Annotated in this window: 19 protein-coding genes; 4 read left to right on the top strand and 15 right to left on the bottom strand. The window is 34.1% G+C overall.

Features of this window, described 5'->3' with window-relative positions; genetic code table 11:
• Positions 1-1,031: 1,031 nt before the first annotated feature.
• A complete protein-coding gene (locus A1OE_RS02535; RefSeq protein ID WP_015088577.1) occupies positions 1,032-1,856 on the bottom strand; it encodes a metallophosphoesterase family protein in 825 nt (274 codons plus the stop codon).
• A gap of 1,006 nt (positions 1,857-2,862) precedes the next feature.
• Between A1OE_RS02535 and A1OE_RS04220 the strand changes: the two genes are divergently transcribed.
• Complete coding sequence (locus A1OE_RS04220; protein WP_015088575.1) at positions 2,863-3,237, top strand: accessory factor UbiK family protein; 375 nt, start codon at positions 2,863-2,865, stop codon at positions 3,235-3,237.
• A 1,252-nt stretch (positions 3,238-4,489) separates the two neighbouring features.
• Here A1OE_RS04220 and A1OE_RS02525 read toward each other — a convergent pair.
• The 7 genes from A1OE_RS02525 to A1OE_RS02495 form a co-directional block, all read right to left on the bottom strand.
• A complete protein-coding gene (locus A1OE_RS02525; RefSeq protein ID WP_015088573.1) occupies positions 4,490-5,113 on the bottom strand; it encodes a 4'-phosphopantetheinyl transferase family protein in 624 nt (207 codons plus the stop codon).
• A gap of 832 nt (positions 5,114-5,945) precedes the next feature.
• The gene (locus A1OE_RS02520) at positions 5,946-7,007 is read right to left on the bottom strand and encodes an ABC transporter ATP-binding protein (RefSeq protein WP_015088570.1); all 1,062 of its coding nucleotides are present in this window, start codon (positions 7,005-7,007) and stop codon (positions 5,946-5,948) included.
• Between the two features lie 9 nt (positions 7,008-7,016).
• The gene (locus tag A1OE_RS02515; RefSeq protein ID WP_015088569.1) at positions 7,017-7,856 is read right to left on the bottom strand and encodes a carbohydrate ABC transporter permease; all 840 of its coding nucleotides are present in this window, start codon (positions 7,854-7,856) and stop codon (positions 7,017-7,019) included.
• Between the two features lies 1 nt (position 7,857).
• Entirely contained in the window at positions 7,858-8,802 is a 945-nt protein-coding gene (locus A1OE_RS02510) for a carbohydrate ABC transporter permease (protein WP_015088568.1), read from the bottom strand.
• A gap of 28 nt (positions 8,803-8,830) precedes the next feature.
• Positions 8,831-10,075 carry an ABC transporter substrate-binding protein gene (locus A1OE_RS02505; protein WP_044283254.1) on the bottom strand — a complete coding sequence of 415 codons (1,245 nt, stop codon included), beginning with the start codon at positions 10,073-10,075 and terminating at the stop codon, positions 8,831-8,833.
• Positions 10,076-10,719: 644 nt separating this feature from the next.
• Entirely contained in the window at positions 10,720-11,568 is an 849-nt protein-coding gene (locus A1OE_RS02500) for a CDP-alcohol phosphatidyltransferase family protein (protein WP_015088565.1), read from the bottom strand.
• Positions 11,565-12,251, bottom strand: coding sequence for a phosphatidylserine decarboxylase (locus tag A1OE_RS02495; RefSeq protein ID WP_015088564.1), 687 nt, complete (start codon positions 12,249-12,251; stop codon positions 11,565-11,567). The genes A1OE_RS02500 and A1OE_RS02495 overlap by 4 nt, the downstream gene beginning before the upstream one ends.
• Before the next feature lie 895 nt (positions 12,252-13,146).
• Between A1OE_RS02495 and A1OE_RS02490 the strand changes: the two genes are divergently transcribed.
• On the top strand, positions 13,147-13,716 hold the full coding sequence (locus A1OE_RS02490; RefSeq protein WP_015088560.1) for an LOG family protein: 570 nt from the start codon (positions 13,147-13,149) through the stop codon (positions 13,714-13,716).
• Positions 13,717-13,817: 101 nt separating this feature from the next.
• A complete protein-coding gene (locus A1OE_RS02485; RefSeq protein WP_015088559.1) occupies positions 13,818-15,032 on the top strand; it encodes an NADP-dependent isocitrate dehydrogenase in 1,215 nt (404 codons plus the stop codon).
• 1,006 nt (positions 15,033-16,038) lie between these two features.
• Here A1OE_RS02485 and A1OE_RS04490 read toward each other — a convergent pair.
• Together A1OE_RS04490 and A1OE_RS02480 are read right to left on the bottom strand one after the other, a co-directional pair.
• Entirely contained in the window at positions 16,039-16,185 is a 147-nt protein-coding gene (locus tag A1OE_RS04490; RefSeq protein WP_158512541.1) for a hypothetical protein, read from the bottom strand.
• 894 nt (positions 16,186-17,079) lie between these two features.
• Entirely contained in the window at positions 17,080-17,760 is a 681-nt protein-coding gene (locus A1OE_RS02480; RefSeq protein WP_015088554.1) for an SDR family oxidoreductase, read from the bottom strand.
• Between the two features lie 826 nt (positions 17,761-18,586).
• Here A1OE_RS02480 and A1OE_RS02475 point away from each other — a divergent pair.
• Complete coding sequence (locus A1OE_RS02475; RefSeq protein ID WP_015088552.1) at positions 18,587-18,868, top strand: BolA family protein; 282 nt, start codon at positions 18,587-18,589, stop codon at positions 18,866-18,868.
• Positions 18,869-20,442: 1,574 nt separating this feature from the next.
• Here A1OE_RS02475 and A1OE_RS02470 read toward each other — a convergent pair.
• From A1OE_RS02470 to rfbB, 5 genes are all read right to left on the bottom strand, one after another.
• Positions 20,443-22,293 (bottom strand): cobaltochelatase CobT-related protein, encoded by a 1,851-nt coding sequence (locus A1OE_RS02470; protein ID WP_015088550.1) that lies wholly within the window; start codon positions 22,291-22,293, stop codon positions 20,443-20,445.
• 12 nt (positions 22,294-22,305) lie between these two features.
• Positions 22,306-23,310, bottom strand: a complete 1,005-nt coding sequence (locus tag A1OE_RS02465) for an AAA family ATPase (RefSeq protein ID WP_015088549.1) — start codon at positions 23,308-23,310, stop codon at positions 22,306-22,308.
• Between the two features lie 733 nt (positions 23,311-24,043).
• Complete coding sequence (gene rfbA, locus A1OE_RS02460; RefSeq protein WP_015088545.1) at positions 24,044-24,922, bottom strand: glucose-1-phosphate thymidylyltransferase RfbA; 879 nt, start codon at positions 24,920-24,922, stop codon at positions 24,044-24,046.
• The gene (rfbD, locus tag A1OE_RS02455) at positions 24,923-25,825 is read right to left on the bottom strand and encodes a dTDP-4-dehydrorhamnose reductase (RefSeq protein ID WP_015088544.1); all 903 of its coding nucleotides are present in this window, start codon (positions 25,823-25,825) and stop codon (positions 24,923-24,925) included.
• Between the two features lie 54 nt (positions 25,826-25,879).
• Positions 25,880-26,935 (bottom strand): dTDP-glucose 4,6-dehydratase, encoded by a 1,056-nt coding sequence (gene rfbB / locus A1OE_RS02450; RefSeq protein WP_015088543.1) that lies wholly within the window; start codon positions 26,933-26,935, stop codon positions 25,880-25,882.
• Between the last annotated feature and the right edge of the window lie 33 nt (positions 26,936-26,968).

Below are 26,968 nucleotides of genomic sequence, written 5' to 3'. Positions count from 1 at the left end.
AATTATTACATCATCCAAATATATAGCTAATAAAATTCAGGATTATTATCCGAATCATTTATTTATCGATTATTAATTTGATAATATATTAATGATCACTTATAACGCTGCTTGTTAATTTAAAAATCCAGTTATCGATATGTTGATCTATGCAAAAAATTATATTGCTTAATTCAGCATTTATTTAAGTATTCGCGATGTAGTGTGAAATCAAAATTCATATGCATATAATTAAATTGCTCTATTAAATTCGATTCATCGACCAAGATTTCAGAAAATTTTATTATTTAATAAAATATTTCTCGCTTTAGAATTACGCAATATTTAAGTATCAGTTAAAATAACTTGATATACTAAACTAAATACACGACCTTTGTCACAAGCTGTGCGATGCTGTTCAAAGCATATTCATTGTGCTATAAACACAGATTAACCAAAATTTTCTGTTATTTGTAAAATCACTAGGTAGCTATTTTTAGCTTATACAAAATGCTGAATATAGCAATATCGCTTTGTTGAATTTGACTACTATTTACTATTAATAATCCATGAAAAGTTTCATTAGGTGTGCAAATGTTGAATACTTGATGCTGATTTTTGGTGTCATTTGTGCTACAAATGTTTTTTTAAGAAATCTAGCAAATGTAATAGTCAGATTTGAGATAAGTGTATAGAAACCGCTATTCTAGTTTTATTTACAAAGTAAAATTTTATTAATTGCATAGCAGCAAACTAAAAACTTAACAAAATGATCTGTCAATTATATTGATTAAAATCAATGTGTATATCTAAATATATTTAAAGTTATTTTTATCATTAATACTTACAATGGAGGGATTATAGATAGGGTGTATTATGACCAGAGTCAAAGTTAAAAATCTGTTATTAATAATTTTAATTGCGGTACTGTAATTCATTAATGACTAAATGCTTTATCTTCATTTTAGTTTAGCAAGATATTTATTAATGATAAAATTTATAGTATTTGATTAACTAGTATTTATCTAAATCTGTTTTTAGATAGTAGATACTTATGCTATGATCACTCGCAAGTATTTGGACATGCCATGTTCATAATTCCATTGGCGAGCATAACCAAGAGAAACTTCCTCGAATCGAGTTTTACCAAGCATGTCTGTGCGCCTAGTATGTAGATGACCAGTTACTACCGCATATGCATTAAAGCGTATATGCCAATCTTCAGTCAGTAGTGTACCGCACCATGGAGTAAAGCGAGGCACAAGTGGAATGCTTATTAAATCTCGACGTAGAGGCCAGTGATTTATCAGAATAGTATGTGCGTTAGCTGGAACTTCTAAATTAAGTCGCATTTCGGTCTGAGCCAAACGAGTGTGACACCAAGCGATGCGGCTTTTGTAAGTTGCTGGCGAAAGTAGAACCTCGTCAGTGCATACGTTGTGGGTTTGCTCGGCCCATTCAACTACTAGCTCAAGTGGTACGTTATCTGGTCGAAAACTGTAATCGTATAGCAAAAACATTGGAGCTATAATTAGTTTGTCAACACCTTGAGGCAAAGATCCAGGCCATAGTGGAAAAGGATCTTCCGGAGTAATCACTCCTAGGGATCTAGCTCTGGCAACCAAAGCATTGTAGCGATTAGCCCCTATAGGTTCGCCGGAATTGGGTCTTGACCACAGTTCATGATTACCAGTAACCCATATCACTTTGGCAAAATGGTTTGCTAGGATAGCTAGTGCGTCTGCTACTATATCGATTTGTTCAGCAACATCGCCAGCTATTATCAGCCAATCCTCAGGATAAGAAGGTAAGTCTTCTAGCGCTATACGATTTAGCCCGCTTTCTAAGTGCAAATCAGAAATTGCTAGCAGTTGCATATACTTCTCCTCTTCTTTAACGATAATATGCCTCTTCAGAAAAGAAGAATCTCTTTATCTAACATCCACTTTTTTGCATAAATACTAGTTTATTATTCAGTGTACTGTTGGATTCAGCAAAACTCTTCTTCTTTTGAAGAAGTCAGTAGATGATCGCTGATTATTTTAACATTCTGATTTATTACTCACTATTAAATACTAAGCACATAGATTAGCGCAGCTTAAAGCATAATGGCTACAAGGTAAAATGGCGCTATTCATCTTGAATGATTCATAAATCATAGCACTATTAACACTTAATCATCGAATTTATATTCTTTACATGTACTCCTTGCTCTTTAACAAACTGACAATTGACAAACGATTAAACTTTAGGTTTATTAGTAATGGCAATTTAACTGTTTATTTTATTTATTATTTAGCCTACCTTCATTTAGCATTTATCAACTTAATCCTTTAATTATGCTTAATTATAAGTATTCTACATTGTTTTAAATATTGATATAATATTAAATAATTAAATTAATTATTATATACTATAGTTAATTTAAGAGTATTTTTGTGCTGTTGCTGTAAGCTAATTTGATTTTGTTATTCTTAATTTATATATCAAATACTTAAGCATCGCCATGTATAGTATTAATTTTTTAATCTTCGTAAATAGCTAAATAAACAATAACTATCTTATTAAGCGATAAATAAATAAGCTTCGTCTCTAGCAATTGTTCCCGTATTGATCAAACTAAAATTGTTTCTGTTCAGGCAACAAAGCAGTTGTTTAGCATAGTGATACTATGCGATTGAATTTATTTCTATATGCGATAAATTATGTTATCAAACTTAAACATATTTATTAAAAACAATGCTTAATACTAAAAGATTTTTAATTTTCAGTATTGTTGGTTTCGTTTTTACAACTAATGTGGTAAACAAGCAATGTTTTTACTTAATAGCTTGATATTGCAAATTGCTAATTCTATATTGTGTACTTTACTGGAGGTAAGGGATGCAGACTCGTAGCCGTTTGTTTGATGATTTTGCTCGTATGGCTAGTGGAGCCTTTAGTGCGGTTGCAGGTGTACATACGGAGATTGAGCAGCTTATTAATCAGCGCCTTGAGAGGTTTTTAGCTGGGCATAATTTAGTGACACGTGAGGAATTTGATGCTGTAGAAGCTATCGCTACTAAAGTACTTAATGAACAAAATGCTTTGAAAGATCGTTTAGCTGAATTAGAATCTCAGCTGAGAAACCTCAGAATGACTGACCTGAAACGTAAACCACCTGCTAAACTACACCGTCATCGATGGGGTTTTGATTGTGGTAGGCGAAATGTCGAACTTAAGGTTCAGTCTAATGGTGCTACGCTGAAAGACGAATAACTATTTTTGATAATTTATATGACTTAAAATCTAAGTAAGTAATATTTTACGATAAATGTAATTAAAGTTGTTTATTGATAATAATATGTTTTATAAAAAGTTTTTATATGCTTTTGCTTTTTAGATTTAGACACTAGCTGTGTAGGCTCGTTTATTCTGGTTCTTTATCTCGATTATTGAGAATTTATTTTTATAAAGTTTGGTTTTGATATTGATAAACGGAAAAATAATGTTTTTTTAATTATATTAATCTAGTAAGGCTATTTATATCTATAGCAGCTATTTCTGATTATTTACTTTTAATCTATTGTATCAGTTTTTATTTGCATAATAAATAGCAATTACTAATTTCTAGCTTATTGTTAATTATTTTGATCAAGAGCATATTTCAACATTCAAATGAGCAAATATTTTGCTTATGCCTCTGTACAATATATCTACTAAAGTGTAAAATGCACTACTTTATTATCAGGTAGGGCATAGATGAATACTTACTTAAGTGTCTCTTTTATACATTAACAATGTGTGCTATTTGACAAGGAAATAGCCTATAAAAATAAAATTGTTCTACTTGATTGGCTAATATTGCTTTTAAGCTGATTATAGGGAACAATAATTTTAACAGAAATTAATTTAATTATTTATTAGGGTAATTTATTAATAAAATGCCAATAAAGGCTATCTTTCTATAGAAAATTATAAAGATATAAAACTTTTATGAATAATTATTTTACTATTATCAGTGCTGATTAAACATGTTTAAGTTTCTATACCTTTTAAAGGATGATATTGATGATATCAATGGACTACAGTTTTAATTTATAAATTAAAACTTGTTAACTAAATCTAAAATAGCATTCTATATAAAACTCTATTTTAAATAGAGCGCTAAATTGTTATTATCACAATAACTAAAAAATTTTCAATGAAACAGATCTATTAATTAGGTAATTAGCCTAGCATGTACAATATAACATGCAATCAGATTGCAAAATCATTTATTATTGTAAGTAATCTAAATATTAACAAAAAATCATAGGTTAATTTAACGTAGTGAATAGAATACCTCAATACTCTCTATTTCATAGAAAATTATATTATGTTAATTCATAATGATATTATAATCATACGTTTATCTTGTGTTATCTTTTAACCGATAACGCTATGCCTATGCAAGAGATTATTATTTCATTTGCTGCTAATAAAGCTAACTGCTGCTAACACAACAAATTAATTGGTTTAATTTTATTCTTTAATCTGGTATTTCAATCCAATTGACTTGCCCTAAACCACGCCAACCTATTGAAATGTAGTATTTATCTAACAACATTCTTTGCTCAAAACTCCACAGACTATTGCTTTCTTGCATATCTGCTCCGAAGTTAATTCGGATTGGTGTAATAAAGGGATTCGTAAACCAAAATTGATTTAGTTCTTGCGACAATCCCTTTCCTGTAGCCTTTATAAAAGCTTCCTTTAAAGTCCATAAAGACATAAAGGCACTTGTCTGATTTGACGTAGCTTGAGCCATTATCCAGGATAGCTCAGGCGGTGCAAAATAATGATTAGCAATGGATAGATCAATCTTACGCAGTCTATTCTCTACATCTACACCTAAATCTGTATTCTTTGCTGCTATACCAACTACAACCATTCCTTTGGTATGTGATAAATTGAAAGAAATTGCAACCGTTGTCCGCCCAAGCAAGGCAATAGGCTTGCCGTATTTACCTCTCGTAAACCGAAAATCATGAGGATCTACACCTAGTTCATTGGCCAGTGCATTACGCACCATAGCGTGGGCAACAATGTATTCTACACGTCCAGTTTCAAATACTTGACGAGACGCTTGCTCGCGCTCAAAACTATCAAGCAAGGCTTGATCAGCCGTAACGTCAATTTCGCTAAAGCCTTCGATACATCGAAAATAAAGAGAAATTGTCGAAATTGTATAAGCCCTAAGATAATTAATTTATTTTAAATAGCATGTAAATTACTCGTTTATTAAGATAAGAAAATTTAATAATTAATGCAATATTTTTATACTCATATATAACAGAAATAATTTTTATTAGCTTATGTAAAAACACTTAACTAATTTTTTTGGAATATATAACACAGAGCAAAAATACTAATAAGTAAACCACTTAACTATAAAAATACTATCGCATGAATCGATTGCATCTGGGGTAAGCAAAAATTTCTAGCGTAAGCAGTATTACTAAAAATATTTAGGGTAAATCTATTGAAAATAATAGTGTATTAATCTTAGCTCAGATTAATTTACAGACTATATCATTCATTAGAGAATAAGTTTTAGCTTTTATTCTATCGAACATCTACTCAATTAGATTAATATTTTTTTATTTACTTAACTAATAACAATTGAATAACTACTATTTGAGCATATACTTTTATTCTTTATACGAAGCTTTTGCCATGTAAGTATTACTATAATAATTAAATTAATAAAATTGCTAAATCCTTTAATCTTTGATGGAAACATTTTTAGTATAAAACTTTTTATACGTTTAATCGATAAGAAAAAGAAAACTTAAAAAATTATAATAACGCGTAGCAGAGAATTTTATTTTAATCAATAAAAATAATAATTTAAATTGATAACAAAAATTATTTCAAACTGCAAATCTGATACTTACAATACCATAATACAATTATCTTCATCATGGACCTAAGAGAAATAACAATTAACACCGACGTCCACTTTGCCTATCGAACAGATGGCAACGCCCGTCACCCGGAATAACATTAAGTATTCTCTCTTCTTGAAATATAGGAACCCCCTCCGCAGGCATACGTACTGTTGCTCGCGGGCCACCGTCTAGTACTCCATGTAATACGCAAGCGTCACCTAGATCTTCCACAAATTCCACTTCGAATGGAATTCCGTCTTCGCTCAGCTCCACATGCTCGGGTCTAAAGCCGAGAGTTACTGGACCGCTAACCCGGTCAACGCCATCCACGCTATAGATTCTGCTATTAGTCCCGTCCAAAACTACTGATCCACCATCAACTCTAGCTTTTAGTAAATTCATTGCAGGTGAACCAAGAAAACTTGCTACAAAGACATTTGCTGGTCGGTCATAAAGATCGCGTGGGCTGCCGGTCTGTTCAATTATACCTTGATTTAGCACTACAATCTGATCAGCAAGAGTCATTGCTTCTACCTGATCGTGAGTTACGTGGATCATTGTAGTGCCGAGGCGGCGATGTAGACGACTAATTTCCAAGCGCATTTGTACACGCAGAGCAGCATCAAGATTAGAAAGCGGCTCATCAAACAAAAATGCTTTTGGATTACGCACGATAGCTCTACCTATAGCCACACGCTGTCTTTGCCCGCCGGAAAGTTCTTTAGGTTTACGATCAAGTAAATCTATAAGCTGTAGGATTTCAGCTGCATTACGTACTCGATGTTCTATAGTTTCTGAGGAAGTTTTTGCCAACTTTAGTCCGAAGCTCATGTTTTGATATACCGTCATATGTGGATAGAGTGCGTAGCTTTGAAATACCATAGATACACCTCGTTTAGAGGGATCAATGTTATTCATGACCTGTCCGCCAATCGATAATTCACCAGCATCTATTTCTTCTAATCCAGCAATCATCCGTAATAGTGTAGATTTTCCACAACCGGATGGCCCGACTAAAACACAGAAAGTGCCATCTTTAATACTTAAGTCAATTCCATTAATTACCTCGGTATCACCGAAATTTTTATGTAAGTCACGCATGGTAACGTCAGCCATTCGCACTCCTTATCCTTTTACAGCACCAGTAGTTAGCCCCGAAACAATTTGGCGCTGAAAGATCAATACCAGGGCGATCATTGGTACAGTCACTATTGCAGAAGCAGCCATGATTTTTCCCCATGGCACCTCAAACTGGCTACCACCACTAATTAGCGCTATTGCTACAGGCAGGGTGCGCTGATGGTTGCTTAGAGTAAATGTCATTGCAAACAAGAACTCGTTCCATGCAACAACAAAGACTAGAAGGCTCGTGGTGATTATTGCTGGCCGCATCATCGGAAAAAAAATCTTAGTCAGTAAAACCCATGGATTTGCTCCATCCAGTATAGCTGCTTCTTCAACTTCGACAGGTAAATTACGTATGAAGGTAGTCAAAACCCAAACCGTGAATGGCAAAGTAAAAATTAAATAGCATAAAACTAACCCAAGCCAGTTGTTAAATAAACCAAGTGCACGAATTAGCTCAAACATACCCGACAGCACAGCGACCTGTGGAAACATAGATATGATAAGGACAGCTAGGAGAATTAGGCGCTGGCCTTTGAAACGAAATCTGCCAAGCGGTAAGGCAGCAGTCATGCCAAATAACAATGATATTAACCCTGACGCAATCGATATAGTTAGTGAATTCAAAAAATTCTTTCCGAATGGCTGCTCCTCGAATACAGCAATATAATTTTCTAAAGTAAGCTTTTCTGGGAAAAAGCTTACCTCAAAAATAGATGAACCAGATTTAAAAGAAGTGATTAAGGCATAATAAAATGGGAATAAAAATACTACCAGCAGTACGCTAACTATCATAAATAATCCAATTTTTACAGTTAGCGAGTTATGATAGATTGTCATTCTAGTGAACTTCTTTCATTACGTCTACACGCATTATTGCTAAACAAGGCGCGATTATGAAGAAAATCACTATGAATAACATAGTCGAGGCGGCTGAGCCGTAACCTAGATCTTGAAAGTTCACAAGATTCTGGCGGGCATATACTGACATAGTCATAGTTGATTCTGCGCTACCTGTCATAATATACACTACGTCAAATATTCGCAAAGCTTCGATTAATCGGAAAAGCACTGCTACAATTAACGCCGGTCTAATTAAAGGTAAAGTTATACCGAAAAATACCTTTATTGGGTGGACGCCGTCAACTTTAGCGGCCTCGTAGCAATCATTAGGTAACATTTGTAGTGCTGCTAATACTAGCATAGCGACGAATGGAGCGGTTTTCCATGAATCGACAAGAATTACTGTGAGCATTGTAAGATTATGATCAGCAAGCCAAGAAATTGGATTGGCAATTAGTTGTAATTTTACCAATATATAGTCTATCACGCCGAATTGGTCATGGAGCATCCAGTTCCATATCTTTGCCGATACTACAGTCGGGATTGCCCAGGGGATTAACATGGCAGCACGAAACAAGGAGCATCCGATAAATTTGGTGTGCATTACTAATGCAATTATCGTTCCCAATAATATTTCTATAACTACTGATCCTATTGCAAAAACTATAGTATTCCAAACTGAATACCACCAAAGCGGATCGGCAACTAATCCATACCAGCATCCATTATCCTGAACCAAGAAATTATCAAAACCAATAAAGCTATAATTAGTTAGAGTAGATAAAGATGCGTCAGTAAAAGCATAAAAAAACGTATAACACAATGGCCAGATTGCCACTATTAGTAAGACTACTAACATAGGCAATAGCAACAGCCAAGCACTGTAAACCTTTCTTTTCTGGTAGGATAATTTAGTGTCCTCAGATTTTAACCTCTGCTCCATCGCTCCGAATTTAGTTATTTCGAGACCATTATAATCGACCGTGATGATGGTTGATACGGTTTAAGCTATTATCAAGTTTAGATAAACTAGAAATAGAATCTTTTTGTCCGGAAAGAACGTTATGGATAGCCGACCAAAATTGATATGACAATCGGTTATAATATTCACCTGAATTTGCCGAGGGACGAACAACCGCATTAGATAGGGTTTGCCTTATAATAGAAAAAAATGGATTAGCTTCCAGCAATTCTCTATTCTCATATAATTGCGGATAAGTTGGATTGTATGAGTACATAGCACGCAGCTTTTGCTGTGCTGGACTAGTTAAATATTTAACTAGATCTACTGCAAGTGTAGGATTTTTAGAATATCTAGAAACTGATAGATTCCACCCACCAAGCGTACTCGTATGATTGCCATTAGTACCTCCTTTGGGTAAAACTGCCAATCCGACTTTATCTTTAATTGGACTATCCTTGCTTTGTACTAAAGCCCAAGCATAAGACCAGTTACGCATGAATACAGCATTACCAGACTGAAATACACCTCGCGATTCTTCCTCATCGTAATTTAGTACCCCTAGCGGGGTAATATCCCCTATCCAAGAAGAGGCCATTTGTAAAGCTTTTACGGCCTGTGGATTATTGACAGTGCTTTTACCATCTTTATCAACAATAGTGCCACCACCATAGCTTTTAATCCACTCAAGTGCATTGCATGTTAGGCCTTCATAATTTCTTCCTTGCCAAACGTATCCCCACATAGCGTGATTGCCTGCTGCACGCTCTTTTTCCATTATTGCTTTGGCTGTAGTTCTCATTGCTTCCCATGTTTTTGGTAAACCAAAGTGATATTTTTTTAACAAATCCTTACGGTAGTAAAGAAGACCTAGTTCCGTCCACCAAGGAAGAGCAAGAAGTTTCTCGTCTACTGTGTTGTTCTCAATAATAGCTTTGAAATGTCCTTTGCCAGCATTGGCATCATATTCATGCAGATCTATCGTGTGTGCAGACAATAGTCTCGGCCATACTACATCAACTTGCATAATGTCGATATCGTCACCTTGATTAGCAAGGATCTGCTGATACATAGCCATACGCTCAATGGAAGAATTTGGTGTAGGTATAATCTCAACTTCTACGCCATGATTTTTTGACCATGCCTCTACAGCAGCTCTACAAAGTTTAAGCTCTACGCCGATGGAACCGCATGATATAGATAATTCATGGCCCTCTTTAGCAATCAATCTCGCTGATTGCGCACTGATGATCATGCTACTGGCAACGATTAGCAGGATCGCTATTGTATATGCTATCTTTATTTGCAATACATGCCCTTATCTTAATTTGCAATACATGCCCTTATCTTAAGAATTAAGATATTCCTCACCTCAAAAATAATTTATTCAGTAACCGCTATAGATTTTTTAGGACTTATAAAATTCATATAGTTTAAAAGAATATCGTTACAACACTTCATATTCTATGAAAAATCAATTTTGATGTAACAAAAAAATATGATAATATTACAATGCTTATTAGGCATTTACTTATTAGTATATTTACTGTGTGGCTAATTTATGTAAAAAAGTATTGTAGCTAATTAATTTATAACTCATAGATTTGTTCATCTAATTGACATTTATTTAAAAACTCAATTGATTAAGTGTTTGTTGAAACTAGTTATATTTAGGTTATTATCTGTTTCTGTCTTAATTCATCTTAAAATCCTCGTGAGGAGATAAATATATTGCGAGGAAACAAATAATAGTTTAGCTAATTCAAAATTCGCAACTGTCGATGGGGGGTTGAGCAAGATAAAATTTTCTATACGTTTGAATTTAGACATAACATTTACTTAGATGTTTTATGTCAAAAATAGAGTAAGTAATCGTGTTTAGTAAAAAAATAATTAAAATTAATCGACAATATTAGAATGATTAGCTTTAAAATCTACTACTGCTTTGACGTTATCTGAATCTTGCTGCATCTTCTCAGCAATCTTCTCAGCTGCAATTAGTAGTTTACGGTAGGTGTTTAGGGAAAGTGGTATGCTAGAGAGATAAAGGATTAGTAGAATACTTAGTGTGAACCATGGTACACTGATTAATGTGGCTGTAATTAGCCCAGAAAATAGCAAGGTTGGAACTATCCAGCCCTGAGATAGTTTTATTTGCTTGAAGGAATAAGTCGGGATGTGACTTACCATCAGTAATCCGACACCTATGAGCCAAATCGCAACAAATATTGGAGTATCTTTCAGACCGAGATAGAACTGGAAATCAAGTATTAATGGCAGTAATGCTAGACCAGCTCCAGCTGGAGCTGGGACTCCAATAACGTAATTATGAGCAAGTATAGATGCCTCGTTGTCTTCCGGACGCACATTAAAACGGGCTAGTCTTAGCACACAGCAAATAGCAAAAAACAATACTACCATCCAACCAAGATTTTGTAACTTGATCATAGACCATAAAAATATTAACACGGCAGGGACCACGCCGAAACACAAAAAATCAGATAAGGAATCTAGCTCTGCCCCAAATCTAGACTGCGCGCGCAGCAAACGAGCCATACGACCGTCAAGTGCGTCAAATACCGCTGCTAGCAATATCATGCCAACTGCAAACTTCCAACGCTCAGCGAAAGCAAAACGTAAACAAGACATGCCAAAACATAACGCCATTACGGTGATCATATTAGGCAATAGCTTATTAAACGACAAAACACTAAAACGTTGACTTTGGTGTCGGCTTAGTCGGTTCATCGCATCACCCCTTCCCGCAAAGCCTCTGTACTATTAAGATCAGCGATCACGGTTTCACCAGCGATACAACGTTGGCCGAGCGCTACTAGTGGCGCAACTTTAGGAGGCAGGTAAATATCCACCCGACTCCCAAAGCATATCATGCCAATTCGTTCACCTGCTAGCATGACCTGCCCTTCGCTAATTTTACATACTATTCGACGAGCTACTAGTCCAGCAATTTGTACTAAAACAATTAGCTGCCCGTCTTGAGTTTCCATTGTTATGAGTTGTCGTTCATTTTGCTTGCTTGCTTTGTCAAACGAAGCGTTAATAAACGTACCGGGAAGATAGGTAAGCTTAACGATCTGGCAATCAATAGGGATGCGATTTACGTGAACATCGAAAACATTCATGAAAATGCAGATCCGCTGCACTGTCCCTGGATTAATGCCAAGTTCCTCTGGCCATGATACTTGGCTAATTGAAACAACAACACCGTCGGCTGGACTGATAATTAACCCATGACGCACCGGCGTTATTCGATTTGGGTCACGAAAAAAATACGTGCATCCTATTGTCATTACCAAACCAGGTAAAACTAGCCAATTATTTATTATGGATAAGATAATTGTTGCTACAGCAAAAAATACTATAAATGGCAACCCTTCTCGGGAGATCTGCGTTATAATTAAATTTAGCATGATAACTTTAGTCTATTGGTCTGTCATTACTATAGAGTAATCTGCTAATGATAGGTTGTACCGATGATAAATTTTTAATTCGACTAAGTAATGTAAATTTGTGAATACAACTATAGTTTTGGCGTGAGTGAAATTAGTATTGCTAATTATCTTTAATTAATAATTGGATCAATATGATTGTTGCATTTTGCAAAAGATTACGAGACAACGAATCGTAATAGTTAGAGTATTACGATATAGTTTTAAATATTTGCAATTATTATTGCCTAAGTAAATTAATAACTTTATATCTTCACTCTATGGCTTAACGATTTTTAGTATCGAATACAATGTATCTAATGGATTTGATTTGCCATTTAACCTTTTGTATTAATACTTGACTACTAAGGAATAAGAAATGAAAAATTGCTTGCTATTTTATAATATATTTACCTAAAGGCACTAATTTTTAATTATACTAAAACATTTCGTATATTACTTCAATATGGTAAAGGTTGATGTTAAATTTCTTATTTATTAATTACTAAAACTTTATAAAATAATGGCAGTCGAGCGCTGGCAAAAATTAACGGTTGATTTACGATATCCTGAGATTGTCTAGCAGACTTTTTAAAGATTAATTTATCTTTCTTTATCCTAATCACTAAATTACTATTCTATACATCAAAGTTGTAGTTTTTTAGGCACTAATGTTTTGCTCATTGCCTCTTAATATATCATTTTTATAGTATAGATTACGCACATAATAAATATAATTGATCCTATCTCGCAGATATTGATAGCAGTTATTCATTTTTATTGTTATGTGTTATCTGATAGCTTAGTGTTGTATTTAATTTAAATTGCAATAAACTTATCATGACCTTGCGGGTTAAACACTGTGAAGGCTTTTTGTATGAGTAATTCATTATCTCAATCTATCTGCGTCTTTTGTGGATCATCTTCTGAAGTTGATGAGCTTTATAAAAAAGCAGCGCAAGAAATAGGTTGTGTAATTGGTGTACGTGGTTACACGCTAATCTATGGCGGTGGCCGACTTGGTTTGATGGGAATAGTTGCTGATGCTACTTTAGCGGCGGGTGGCAAGGTAATTGGCGTAATCACAAAAGTCTTGCAAAATTTGCAAATTAGCCATGCAAGATATGATAAACTATTGGTAACGGATAGTATGCACGAACGTAAACGTCTCATGTATGATCTTGCTGATGCTTTTATCATATTGCCAGGTGGCCTAGGTACTATGGATGAAACTATGGAAGTGCTAGTCTGGTTACAGCTTAAATTGTTGGATAAGCCATTAGTTATGCTTGATATTAATGATTTTTGGAGGCCAATGTTTGCACTGATTGATCATACTATAGCTGCTGGTTTTACATCCGAAGAGAATCGGAATCTCTATAAAGCAGTTAGCACAACAAGTGAAGTATTTGACGTGATTGGTAATTGGTCAGCTCAAGAAAAATAATCACAATAAAAGCCACGTTGTAATATATTGTCAAAATTTTTTAGTTACGCTTACTTACTTTAATGAGGTAAAGAACTATAAAATTGTTACGGGATTGATAAATGGGTAAGATTAAAGTAAACAGGCCAATAGTAGAACTTGATGGCGATGAAATGGCAAGGATTATTTGGCAAATAATCAAGAAGAAATTAATTTTGCCATATCTAAACATTGATATAAAGTACTATGATCTTGGCATTAAGGTTCGTGACAAAACGAAAGACCAAATCACTGTTGACTCTGCTGAAGCCATTAAAGAATATGGTGTCGGTATCAAGTGTGCAACAATTACTCCTGATGACGATAGGGTTGATGAATTTGGCCTAAAAAAGATATGGCGCTCACCGAATGGTACGATACGTAACATTTTAGGCGGTACGGTGTTTCGCCATCCGATTATATTTAATAATATTCCTCGTCTTGTGCCTAGTTGGTCCCAGCCTATTGTTATAGGTCGTCACGCTTTCGGTGATCAATACAAAGCTACTGATTTCTCTGTCGACGGCCCAGGTAAATTAAAAATTATTTTTCAGCCGGAAAATGGCGATTCCATCACTCGAGATGTTTGCACTTTTCCAAGCAGTGGTATTGCCTTGGCAATGTATAACATAGATGATTCAATTCGTAAATTCGCACGAGCTTGCTTTAATTACGCCTGTGATATTGGCTGGCCCTTATATTTATCTACTAAAAATACTATCCTTCAAAGCTATGACAGTCGCTTTAAAGATCTATTTGAAGAAGTTTTTAAAGATGAGTTCAAATCCGATTTTGACTCTAAAGGTATCTTCTATGAACATCGATTAATTGATGACATGGTTGCATGGGTGCTTAAGTCTTCTGGAAAATTTGTTTGGGCATGTAAAAACTATGATGGTGATGTGCAATCTGACGCAGTAGCTCAGGGCTTTGGTTCGCTTGGTTTGATGACATCAGTGCTCATGACGTCAGATGGGAAAATTGTTGAATCTGAGGCTGCTCACGGTACAGTAACTCGTCATTATCGCCAATATCAGCAAGGTTATATTACTTCAACTAATTCTATCGCATCAATATTTGCTTGGACCCGCGGTTTGTTTTTTAGAGCTAAGTTTGACGATACTCCTGAAGTTGCCAATTTTGCTAATACCTTAGAGAAGGTTTGTATGGAAACTGTAGAAAGTGGTTCTATGACTAGAGATTTAGCTATATTGATCAGCCCGGATCAACCTTGGCTGAGTACACAGGAATTTATTGCTCGGCTGGATAATAATTTGCAGAAGGCAATCAACTTGTGAAATAAATGTAAGATATTTTATTTACTATCGCCCTAAAATTTAGCTGCATGTGGATTCTAGCAATATTGGGTGAGATGTTTAGGATGGATTTCTGGTCTAATTATTTGATTGTATTGAGATACAATCATGTTAACGCGCACTAGATCCATATGCCTTTGCTAAAGCCTTCCTTTCTTTTCGCACCTAAGCAAATGACACACTCACTGTTAGGCCAATAACAGTGAGTGTGTCACAATTTAGCTTGCTTAACTAATGGAGCAATTTTAACGGCTACTTTAGCGATAAAATTTAAATTATCATTGAATAATAAAGTTAATAAATTATTAGCTGGCCGCTAGTTAGCGGTCTATAGTTTAAATTTTGCCAGTTATCATTGATTTTACTGATTGATAGATACAGGTTTTTATAGGTAATGCATCTTTATATCAAAGATATATGACTTCTTTCTTAGTAAAGAAAACTAGCAATGTTGCTACATAATTTTGTCATTAAAATTTATGATTTTGGCAAGATGTGAAATAAATATTAAAATTTTTGACTTTTTAATCATTCTTTTTTTATAACAATCGTAGTATGGCTGCCTGCCAAGCAGTATTGGGTAATGATGCATAATTATTTTAATGCATTAACGGCATTATTCAATGATGTTTTTTGTATTAGTTCTTAATTCGCGAATAGGGAGTATGTTCTGTAGAATAATGAAGATAGTTTGCGTAGTTTTTTTTCTTTTAGAGTCCTAAATTAGAGAAATTTTGTAATTATAATTATTGTGATTGTATAGCTAAGTAAGCTACATTGCTTATGGTGCTTAACTGGCTACTTCGTAGGTTATGTTGTTAATTTAAGATATTTTAGGAAATTTAGTTTATTACTCGCCTGCCCGTTTAGTAGAAGATAATTGTATTTAATAGGTTTTAATCATTTATTTTGGCTGCAAATCTTTATGTATTGTTGGTTAACCAATCTAAAATATATGCAGTATGTTAAAGCTATTACGTTGGAAAAGTTATTGAAGTTTATAGCTTTTAGCATTTTCCTCTTCAGGAGGGAGAGAAAAATTCCAATAATCAATAATAAGTTTTTCGCTTGTTTGTAAAGTTAAAAATAGCTGTATTATTTTAATTACGCGCATTCTTGCAATCGTTAAGGTCAAGTTTTGTCTCTGCGAACAACATTCCACCATTGTTCGATTATACATTGCGTTAACTTTTTAGCATTATCATGATGATTTGCATTATTTGATTTTATATTAACAATATTGTAGCTAATTAATAAATAATAAATCTTGTTAAGAAATCATTGAACTGTTGCAAAAGATGCATCGAGGTTATTTTTACTACAGTTAATAAAATTATGAAATGATGATAATTTTATTGTGATTTTACCATAAAGTTAATTTTAAATTAAATAATAATGTCTAACTGCATATTATATTGGCCTGTGTGATCTCTGATTATCATCTCAGTATAGTATATTCTATGCCCATAGAATATACTATTTATTTCTCGTTGAACTATATTACCTAAACGATAGCTTCTTTTTGCTAGAAAGAATAAAGTTTCTTCAGCACTCTTTATTTGCTTTTGTTTATAAGCTGTAGTTACTACTATACTTATTTAGTTCTAATAAAAATAATACATTCAAAATGAATCTTAAAATAAGGGCGATGTATTATTGGTCAAGTGATTAAAAATATCTATAAAATATAATTAGTTAGGGATAGACAATTATTTGTGAATAAATCATTTTTTACTTTTAATGATCTAGCTATAAAGTTATAATTTATAAATTATAAATCTGATCGAACGTCCTATAGTTGGGATACTGCATAAAATTTATTAGGATTGAATAAGAAGGCCTATAGCTATTTGTTCTATAAGTTTAATTTAATTGATTTGTAAATAGCTTCATTATATACGTTGGTTATATATTCCGCAACAACGTTAACACAATTTATTAAAAACTATCTTCTAGTATATTTAAATAATAATTATCATTAGGTGTAAATACTTGATCCTCAAGAGTTTCATTTGTAAACCTGTCAACCCTACCAAGGGTACCGTTTAGCGTCATAGTTCATAAAACAAAAGTTGTCTTCTGGCGTTAAGTTAGCGATAATATTCCGCATTCCCCTAACACTATCAATGACTGTTACCGGCGCGTCTTTACCTCCCATATCAGTTTTTACATGCCCAGGATGCAGTATAGCTACGATCAAACCTTGACAAGTCAACTCCCTTGCTAAACAGTTTGCTGCCATGTTTAAAGCTGTCTTGGACGACCTATACACAACATTTCCTCCACGGTTAAGTTGAATAGATCCCATTAGTGAGCTAGTGAAAGCCATCACCTTCCGAGCACTACTTAAAACGTTCTTTTTGAACTTCCAAGCTAAACGGATTGGTGCAAAAACATTAGTTTCCATAGTTCTAGCCCAAGCATCATAATCTATGTCTCCAATCGATATGCCCTTGTTTATATTTATCCCAGCATTATTAAACAACACGTCAATTGGCTGACTTTTTAGTTTATCGACTAACAAATCAATGGCATTAATGTCACTTACATCTAGTTGGTAGATTACAACATCTCCCTTCACAGCTTTAAGTCTATCTGCGGTAAGAGGATTGCGGCAAGTTGCGATAACATGCCAGTGGTCGGAAGCATATTGCTTGGCAAGTTCAAGTCCAATGCCGCGATTAGCACCGGTTATAAAGATTGTTTGCACAACAGTTCCTCAAGATAAATACAGTTAATTTTCTACACAACATTCATGTTGCGCACTATGTTAGTGAAGACAAATTCACATATACATCAAATAGTATTTGTCGTATAGAAATTTCATGAAATAAAAACAGAAATGATCATTCAATTTATTAGTTGCTCTAATTATCTATCATGCTGTAGTGATTAAGATAATAGCTTATTAAGAAGGTCAAATATATGAAGTTTTACCTACTTTAAGTTGTAAGAGTTATACCTTATAACGAGTTGTTCAAGTGTTCTGGCAAATATCTTATAAAATATCTTTTTTTCGAAGAAATTATTGGTTAATCGATTATTTAAAGCCTTTTAGAGGAATTTATATTTAGTTATAAAATAGAATTACTAATCTATCTTATCTAATCAACTTGAGTATTGCTAGATTTGAAAAGTGATATTGTTATTATTTGTCATATTTTGTTATTTTTTGAATGCAAAGTTTTAATTAGCTATTGCATTACATAAAGATGCTATTTACCGCCCTTGCTCTTAAGTATCATCTTACCCAATCAAAATGATAAAAATAACTTTTTATTATAAGCGTATCAGTCTTATATAATTTCCTTCTTATAAGAAAATGCTTTTCTCATGCTATGTTGTGGCTTAATATATTGATAATATAAGCCACAAAATCTTAATAAGTTATTGGTATCCTTTAAATAATAGTCTGACATTAGATATGAATCTTTATTGTGCGAAATCTATTTATCCATTAATTATCTAGAAACAAATTTGAGACTTAATTACATTGTAATAGGAATTTTATTGGATTAGCAGAAAGAATTCTACAAATGACTATAGCTGAAACCATACAGATTAAGCTACAAAAAGCTTTTGCTCCATCTATGATGGAGATCACAGATGAGTCTGACATGCACATTGGTCATGCTGGTAAACGATCGGAATCAGAAACTCATTTTCGTATAATTATTGTATCGCCTATTTTTGATAAATTAAGTAGAGTACAGCGTTATAGGATGGTCCATAATGTTATTGCAAACGAGTTGGAAAATGCTGTTCATGCTGTTTCTATGATGCTGTGTTCGCCTAATGAATTTTGGAAAAAAAATTAATTAATCCAATTCAATTGGAATAATCTTATGTACAATAAAAATATTTTCTTAGTATTTTACTGTATAAATTTGTATTTTACTGTACAAATTTATACAGTAAAATAGCCAGTTATTAATTGATTATGTCAATCAATGCAATTATCTACGTGAATAAGAGTTTTTGTAACCAAAAATAATTTGCTATTTGTTACTCGATATAATATTGAATTCTATGATTATTAAGGCAAAAATTTTCTAAATTAACAGCATTGGATGATTGTTCGTCTTTTAACTCAAGTTGTTGAGTATTAGCTTAACAGCTTGATTTAGCGTATTTTACGGACACTTTTAGATATTTTATATACATTTTTTAAACAATTTTACTATTGCAATAAATAATTAGCTTTAGATGCAAAGAAAGCTTTTTGATCATGATTTAATGTCTTATTGAATAATGATTGTTATTACTTTAATATATGATTAATAAGTAAAAACTTTGCTTGTTATAAAAAAAATTTGTTGATAAAATTTATAGTTATTTTGTTATTAGGTAGAAGTAATAGGCTAAAGATAGTGATAAGCTTAAAAATTAAGAGATATTAGCGTAATCATGGATGATTATATTTTTATAATCATAATTTTTATAGATTGAAGGTGAATATGTCCTTAATAAGTTACCGCTTAACGACATTGGTCATTTAGATATCAGGTTACTGTATGCTTTATAATAAATAAAGTATTAGCTTGTTAAGCAGATAATAGTTTTGTAGTGATCTGTTTTCAATATAAAAGCATCATATTGTTTTTGTTTTGATTTATAATCATTTATTAGCGCAATAGACAATTTAGATTAGGATAATTTATCCAGCATTGAAATTTTTACTTATACCTATCTTCCAGATACCTAGCAGGTAAATTCTAGTTAGCCGTTGATTAGTTTGCACAAATTATAACAATAGTAGTCGTTTTGATAATTGATGTAACGTTTTCTAGTTTGTAATTATTATTATTCATTGTGACTTATTGCATTTACTACTAATGACTAAGCTATGAAGTAAAAAAGTAATTGCCCAATACACTTTAAATGTTTTGAAATATCACCTACTAAAATAATCACATACAAGAATACGATTTTTTAAGTGAGGTTTTTTGTGATATCGTATGAGAAAATATTATATAGATGACTCATATTAACTTTCTCTTGGATTGGAGAATTAATACATTTACCATAACTAATGGTTAGACAATAATACTATTTGGGTAATTTTAACATTCGCTTTTATTAGTTGTTTAATATTTAAACTTTAATTACCTACCTTAAAAGGTTAATTAGCTTTATTCAAAAAAATATTATTATTTTAGATACTATGTCAGGATAATGTATAAAGTTTTTTTTGTAGATAAAAATTTACTTAGCGCGATGATTTGTTTTTAGCTTTTATTAAAGATAATCGAAGAAATTTCTTTAGTTGATGATTTAAATTGTTTTAAACTACATATTATAAAAAATTTTTTGTGATTTTGTTTTAGATTATAGGATATTAGTAAAAAATACTCAAAGTATAAGGTTAAATATTTATTTCGCATATTACCCATTACAACGCAACTTTGTTCTTTTTATTGAATAGTAATATCAAATGTTTCATGATTGTATCTCCAAGCTGTTCAGCATCGACGATAGTCGTCGCGCGGCGGTAATATTGTTTAACGTCATAACCAATTCCAATAGCTACAAGTTCCACAGAAGAGCTTGAGTCAATATATTTGATAATTTTACGCAAATGATCCTCCAAGTAATTGCGGGAATTTACTGATAAAGTGCTGTCATCCATTGGTGTTCCATCAGAGATTACCATTAGAATGCGTCGTTTTTCTGGACGACTAATAATGCGATTGTATGCCCACATCAAAGCCTCTCCATCGATGTTCTCTTTCAATATATCTTCACGTAGCATCAAGCCAAGAGATTTACGAGATAGTCTCCAAGGAAGATTAGCTGACTTGTAGATAATATGTCGTAGAGCATTAAGTCTACCGGGTTGTTTAGGGCTACCTGAAGAAATCCAGCGTTTGCGTGCCGATCCGCCATTCCAATCTACAGTGGTAAAGCCCAGAATTTCGACTTTTACGTAGCAGCGCTCTAGCGTGCGAGTTAGTATATCGGCGGTAATTGCTGAGATCGTAATTGGCCTACCGCGCATAGAGCCCGAATTATCTATTAATAAACTGATGACAGTATCCCGAAAACTTGTTTTTTTCTCAATCTTATAAGACTGTGGATACAGCGGAGATGCAATCACTCGGGACAATCGACTTGTATCTAGGAGGCCATCATCCAAATCAAATTCCCAAGAACGACTTTGATGAGCAATTAAATAACGTTGAAGACGATTAGCTAACTTACTGATAAAACTTTGTAAATGGTTAATCTGCTGGTCAAGCTTTACGCGCAAATTTTGTAACTCTTCAGCGCTACAGAGCTTTTCTGCTTGTACTACTTGATCATATTCTGTGGTATAAATACGGTAGTATTCTTTATATTTTGCTGTGTAATTGTTACTTGGTTTGCCATATTTCTTTGAGAAGCTACAGTCTGGAAGTAGCTTAGTATCCTCTTCTTTATTGATCTCATCATATCCAGCAAGCCTTCTACTGATCTCTACATCTTTTAGAATGTTATTGTCCTTGGTTTGTGCTTTGGCATTTGTTAGATCGTTACTTTGATTTATTACATTGTAATACTCGCTATTGTTGATAGTTGGATATTTATCAATTGTTGTTTCTTTGCAGGTGTCAGGCTCCACCAGCTCAAGATTTGTGATTATTTGGCAAACTAACTGGGCAAAAGCATTTTGGTTTTTTATATTGATAATTAATTGTTTAAGGCTGTTCCCAACTTTGTTATGTAGCCAAAGGCGCCATAAACCAATCAACTCTTGAACGTATTTTGGAGGTAATTCACCAGTAATCGATTCCCATGCTATCAAATACATTACATCTTCTAAGGATAATTCATTTTTTTTGCCTCTATCTAGATCTTCTTTAGGCTTAAAATTATTATTAAGCCTAACGGATAGATTATGAGCCACTCCAGGCATACAAAGTGCACCCAAAGCTTCAGTTCTTGCTTGCTCCATCACATCAAAAATTTTACGCTCTGTTTGGCTTTTAGGGGCATAACGTGCATGAATTTCCTTATTGTGATGCTTTAAATATAAAGCAATTGAATCAGCCTCTCCGCGTAAATATGCAAGAGTATCTGGATTTAATTGCTTTGCTGGTAAAGGCAAATAAGCACTGCTGCTAGAATTCAGTGCTAGTTGTGTACTGTAGATAACTTCAAGATTAACTTTACCGGACATCGCTCTTAAGCAAGCTGCTATTGAAGTTTTGAAGCATTCAAAGGCTTGATCATTGGAATGATTACTAGTTTTTATCACATTCATTGTTGTCTGATATCAATTAGAAAGTTTGATGCCAACCTCAGTTAGCTCCTCATTGAAGCAACGCTGATAGTATTCCGCTACAATTGTCCGCTCAATTTCTTCGCATTTATTAAGAAAAGTCAAACGAAAAGCAAGATTAATATCGCCACCAAAGATATCGGCATTTTCAGCCCAGGTAATGACTGTACGTGGAGACATAATCGTGGATATATCTCCGGCGAGAAAGCCAGCGCGAGTCAAATGAGCACATGCTACCATTTTAGATATCAAACTCTTGCCTTTTTCACTAGCATAACTTGGATTATTAGCAAGAACGATGCTAATTTCCGCATCTTTTGGTAGATAGTTAAGGGTAGTTACTATATTCCAACGATCCATTTGACCCTGATTAATTTGCTGCGTACCATGATATAATCCAGTATTATCACCAAATCCGACAGTATTAGTAGTTGAAAATAAACGAAAATAGGGATTAGGAATAATTACCTCATTGGTATCAAGTAGAGTCATACAACCATTAATTTCTAGTATGCGTTGAATAACAAACATAACGTCGGCACGGCCGGCATCATATTCGTCAAACACTAAGGCTAACGGATTATTTAAAGCCCACGGAAGAATGCCATCTTGAAATTCTGTTACTTGCTTGCCGTCACGCAGAACTATCGCGTATTTACCAATTAAATCTATACGACTAACATGACTATCTAAGTTAATTCGCATACATGGCCAGTTAAGACGCGATGCCACTTGTTCAATATGCGTTGATTTACCTGTACCGTGATAGCCTTGGATCATGACTCGTCGATTACGCGCGAAACCAGCTAGAATTGCTAAGGTAGTATCATAGTTAAACAGATAAGATTCGTTTTTAACTGGTACATATTCGCTCGGTTTACTAAATGCTGGCAATTCTAAGTCTATATCGAGCTTAAAAAGATCTCTTGCTTGGACTTTTATGTCAGGAACGAGAAGTGGATGGGCAAGCTTATGCTTAATAACGTTATCATTGCTCATGCACGAACTCCTGTCTATCAGTAGATCTGATTTTATTAGTTTACAAAGAGAAATAGAGTAACTTTATTACAAGTTGATTAAAAATCAATCTAGAAACGTAGGATATAGCGATAAGATTAATTAATTTTTCTTGATTGCTTATTTGTACTATTCTTATATGAGTAGTTTTTCTAATGAACTGCTTATTACTTGGATTTTAGTTATTACATTATTAATTTATTTTAGATTAACTCTAAGAGAGTAGCTGGTATATGTTCTAAATTACAATCAAGAAAACGATCAGCTAGATGAATTTCTTATTGTTATTGCGTACTCTTGTAAAGTCAAATAAATCATAATATTGAAGATAAATATTTTGCATTTTTATTACTTTATAGGATGATAAAGAGTTTCTTATTGAAGAATAGTAGAAATTATATTTTATTAAAAATTTTCTTGGCATATCCTTACTCTTTGTAAAATATTTTTTTGTTAATTAATGTAATTGAGAAATTACTTTACCTGATGAATATATCAATAAAAAGTAATTGATTATTTTTATATTTATTCAGCAAACTACTGAGTGGATGTCTGCTGAATAAAAAATACATTAAGTATTTAGCTAGAATGATAATATATTTTAGGTTTATACAAAGGGATAGTTATTATCTAAATAACTATAAACAGTACAATGAATTGTTGACTCAATTACTAAGAATATATATTGATGGTAGTGCTCAATTTAGCTAGTTGATTATTTTGAGCAAACTATTTGTTGCAAGTATTTGCCATACCCTGATTGCGCCAGAGGCGCAGCTAGTCTTAAAACCTGCTCGATATCGATATAACCCATGCGATAGGCTATCTCTTCAATGCAGGCGATTTTAAGTCCTTGGCGTTCTTCTATTGTACGTACAAACTCTGAAGCCTGTAACAGGCTACTATGGGTACCTGTATCAAACCAAGCATACCCACGTCCCATTTGTTTAACTCTGAGTGTACCATTATTTAGATAAATTTTATTTAAGTCGGTAATTTCTAATTCGCCACGGGGTGAAGGCTTGATGATGCCTGCTATATCAAGTACTTTATTGTCATAGAAATATAATCCAGTTACAACCCAGTTAGACATTGGGTTCGCTGGTTTCTCAACAAGAGATTTGGCTTGACCATTATTGTCAAAATCAACAACGCCGTAGTGTTTTGGGTCGCTGACATAATAGGCGAATATTGTTGCTCCTGGGTTTGTTACTGCTTCTTCTCGTGAATGTTGCAGGATGGCAGTTAATCTATGGCCATAGAATATGTTATCTCCGAGCACTAGTGCGACCGGATCATTAGAGACAAATTCACGTCCAATAATAAATGCTTCGACTAAGCCTTTCTGCTGTGATTGAATTGCGTAGGTAATTTCGATTCCCCACTTATTGCCATCGCCAATCAGGCGTTGAAATGCTTCCTGGTTTTGTAGTGTGCTAATCAGCATAATTTCGCGTATACCAGCTAACATTAGAGTGGTTAATGGATAATAGATCATTGGTTTATCATAAACTGGCAAAATCTGCTTGCTAGTTACCAAAGTTAAAGGATAAAGCCTAGTGCCTGATCCTCCAGCTAAAATAATCCCTTTCATTTAAACGTCTCCTTTGTAAGTCATGCGTTCAGCAAAAACTTCATCCAAGCCTAACTGCCAGCTCCTATGAGGCACGTTTGGCAACGCATCTATTTGTGACGAAGTTTTAAGGACTGAATAAAGCGGACGTTTTGCTGGTTTGGGATAATCAAATGTACTAATTGCCTGAATCTTTGGTCGTTGCCAGCAACATTTTTCCGCTCGATCAAAAATTGCTTGAGCAAAGCCGTACCATGTGGTTTTACCTTCGTTTGTGTAATGATAGGTTCCAGGTACTAAATGAATAGCATTCATTTGAGCCCGAATTATAGCCATGATGGTAAAAGCTACATCAATTGCTGTCGTTGGAGTACCATATTGATCTGCTACTACACGCGCTTCTGTTCTTTCTTTGCTAATACGTAACATGGTATTCATAAAATTATCGCTATAGGCGTCATAGACCCATGCAGTACGTAGGATTATGTGGTTAACCAATATGTTGCGAACCGCATTCTCACCAGCCTCCTTGGAAGCACCGTATACATTTAGTGGTGATACGGCATTGCTTGGAAGATAAGGTTGTGTTGCTTTACCGCTAAACACGTAATTAGTGGAGATATGAATTAGCTGAATACATCGCTGATCACATGCAGCTGCTAAATAAGCAGGTCCTTGCCTGTTGACTAGGAAAGCTTGCTCTGGCGCTTGTTCAGCGGCATCTACCGATGTATAGGCAGCGGCATTGACTATTAAGTCAGGGCGGATCAAATCCAACGCATGATCAATCATTTCGATTCGAGTAATGTCAAGTCTATTCTTGTTAAGACCAATAATTTTAATTCCTTCAGAAACTTTCTTGTTATCTAAACGAAGGAGCGCTCCGCCAACCTGGCCGGCTGCCCCAGTAATTAGAATGCGCATGATTAAACCTTTTTAGGGCTAATAGATTTATCAGCATTAGGGGGAATTTATAATCTAGTTTGGTATTAGCATTTTGCGATCCAACAATGGCCGCCACCATGCTTCATTATCTATATACCATCTTACAGTTTTTTCAATTCCGCTAGAAAAAGTTTCCTCTGGCCTCCACCCCAGATCGTGTTTAATTTTGGCTGCATTAAGTGCATAGCGGAAATCGTGGCCTAAACGGTCGGTAACAAATGTAATCAGTTCACGTCTAGATTTGCAACAAGCAAGTGGCGGTGCATATAAATCCAACAGGTCGCAGATCTTTTCAACTACCTCTAGATTAGAAATTTCATTATAACCGCTAATGTTATAGCTATTACCCACTGCGCCTTTGGATAAAACTTTCCAAAGAGCCTTAGCATGATCTTCTACAAAGAGCCAATCACGAATATTGCTACCGTCGCCATAAATTGGCATTGATTCTCCACGAATTCCTTTGATTATCATTAACGGTATAAGCTTCTCGGGAAAATGAAACTGCCCGTAATTATTAGAGCAGCTTGATACCACTATAGGTAAACCATAAGTTGTACCCCAAGCTCTTACTAGATGGTCAGACGATGCCTTGGACGCAGAATAGGGTGATCTTGGATTGTAACAGCTCTCCTCAGAGGACATGCCATTCATTCCAAGTGATCCAAATACCTCATCAGTAGAGATATGATGAAATCGAAAATTATCTTTTCTGTCTTCTTTTAAAATTGCAAAGTGCTGGTACGCTGCTTGCAACAAACGAAATGTTCCAATTACATTGGTTTGAATAAATGATTCAGGCATGCTAATAGAGCGATCTACATGAGATTCTGCTGCTAAATGCATTACTGCATCTGGATCGTAACTATTAAACACTTGCTTTAAGGATGCAAGGTCTGTAATATCAACCTGTTCAAAATTGTAACGATCACTGTTTTCTACCCCGCGTAGAGCAGTTCCACTAGCTGCGTAGGTTAGCTTATCTAAATTAACCACCCTAACATCCGTTTCTGCGATCAGCAGTCTAATAACCGCAGAACCAATGAATCCATCCCCCCCAGTGACAACAATCGTTTGCGGTTTTATCATGATTTTCTCTAGCGGTATGCTTAAATTTAAAGA

It is taken from the genome of Candidatus Endolissoclinum faulkneri L2, assembly GCF_000319385.1.
Lineage (GTDB): Bacteria > Pseudomonadota > Alphaproteobacteria > Thalassobaculales > Thalassobaculaceae > Thalassobaculum > Thalassobaculum faulkneri.
Note: the sequence above shows the minus strand (reverse complement) of the source record. Positions and strands in the feature narration are given on the sequence as shown.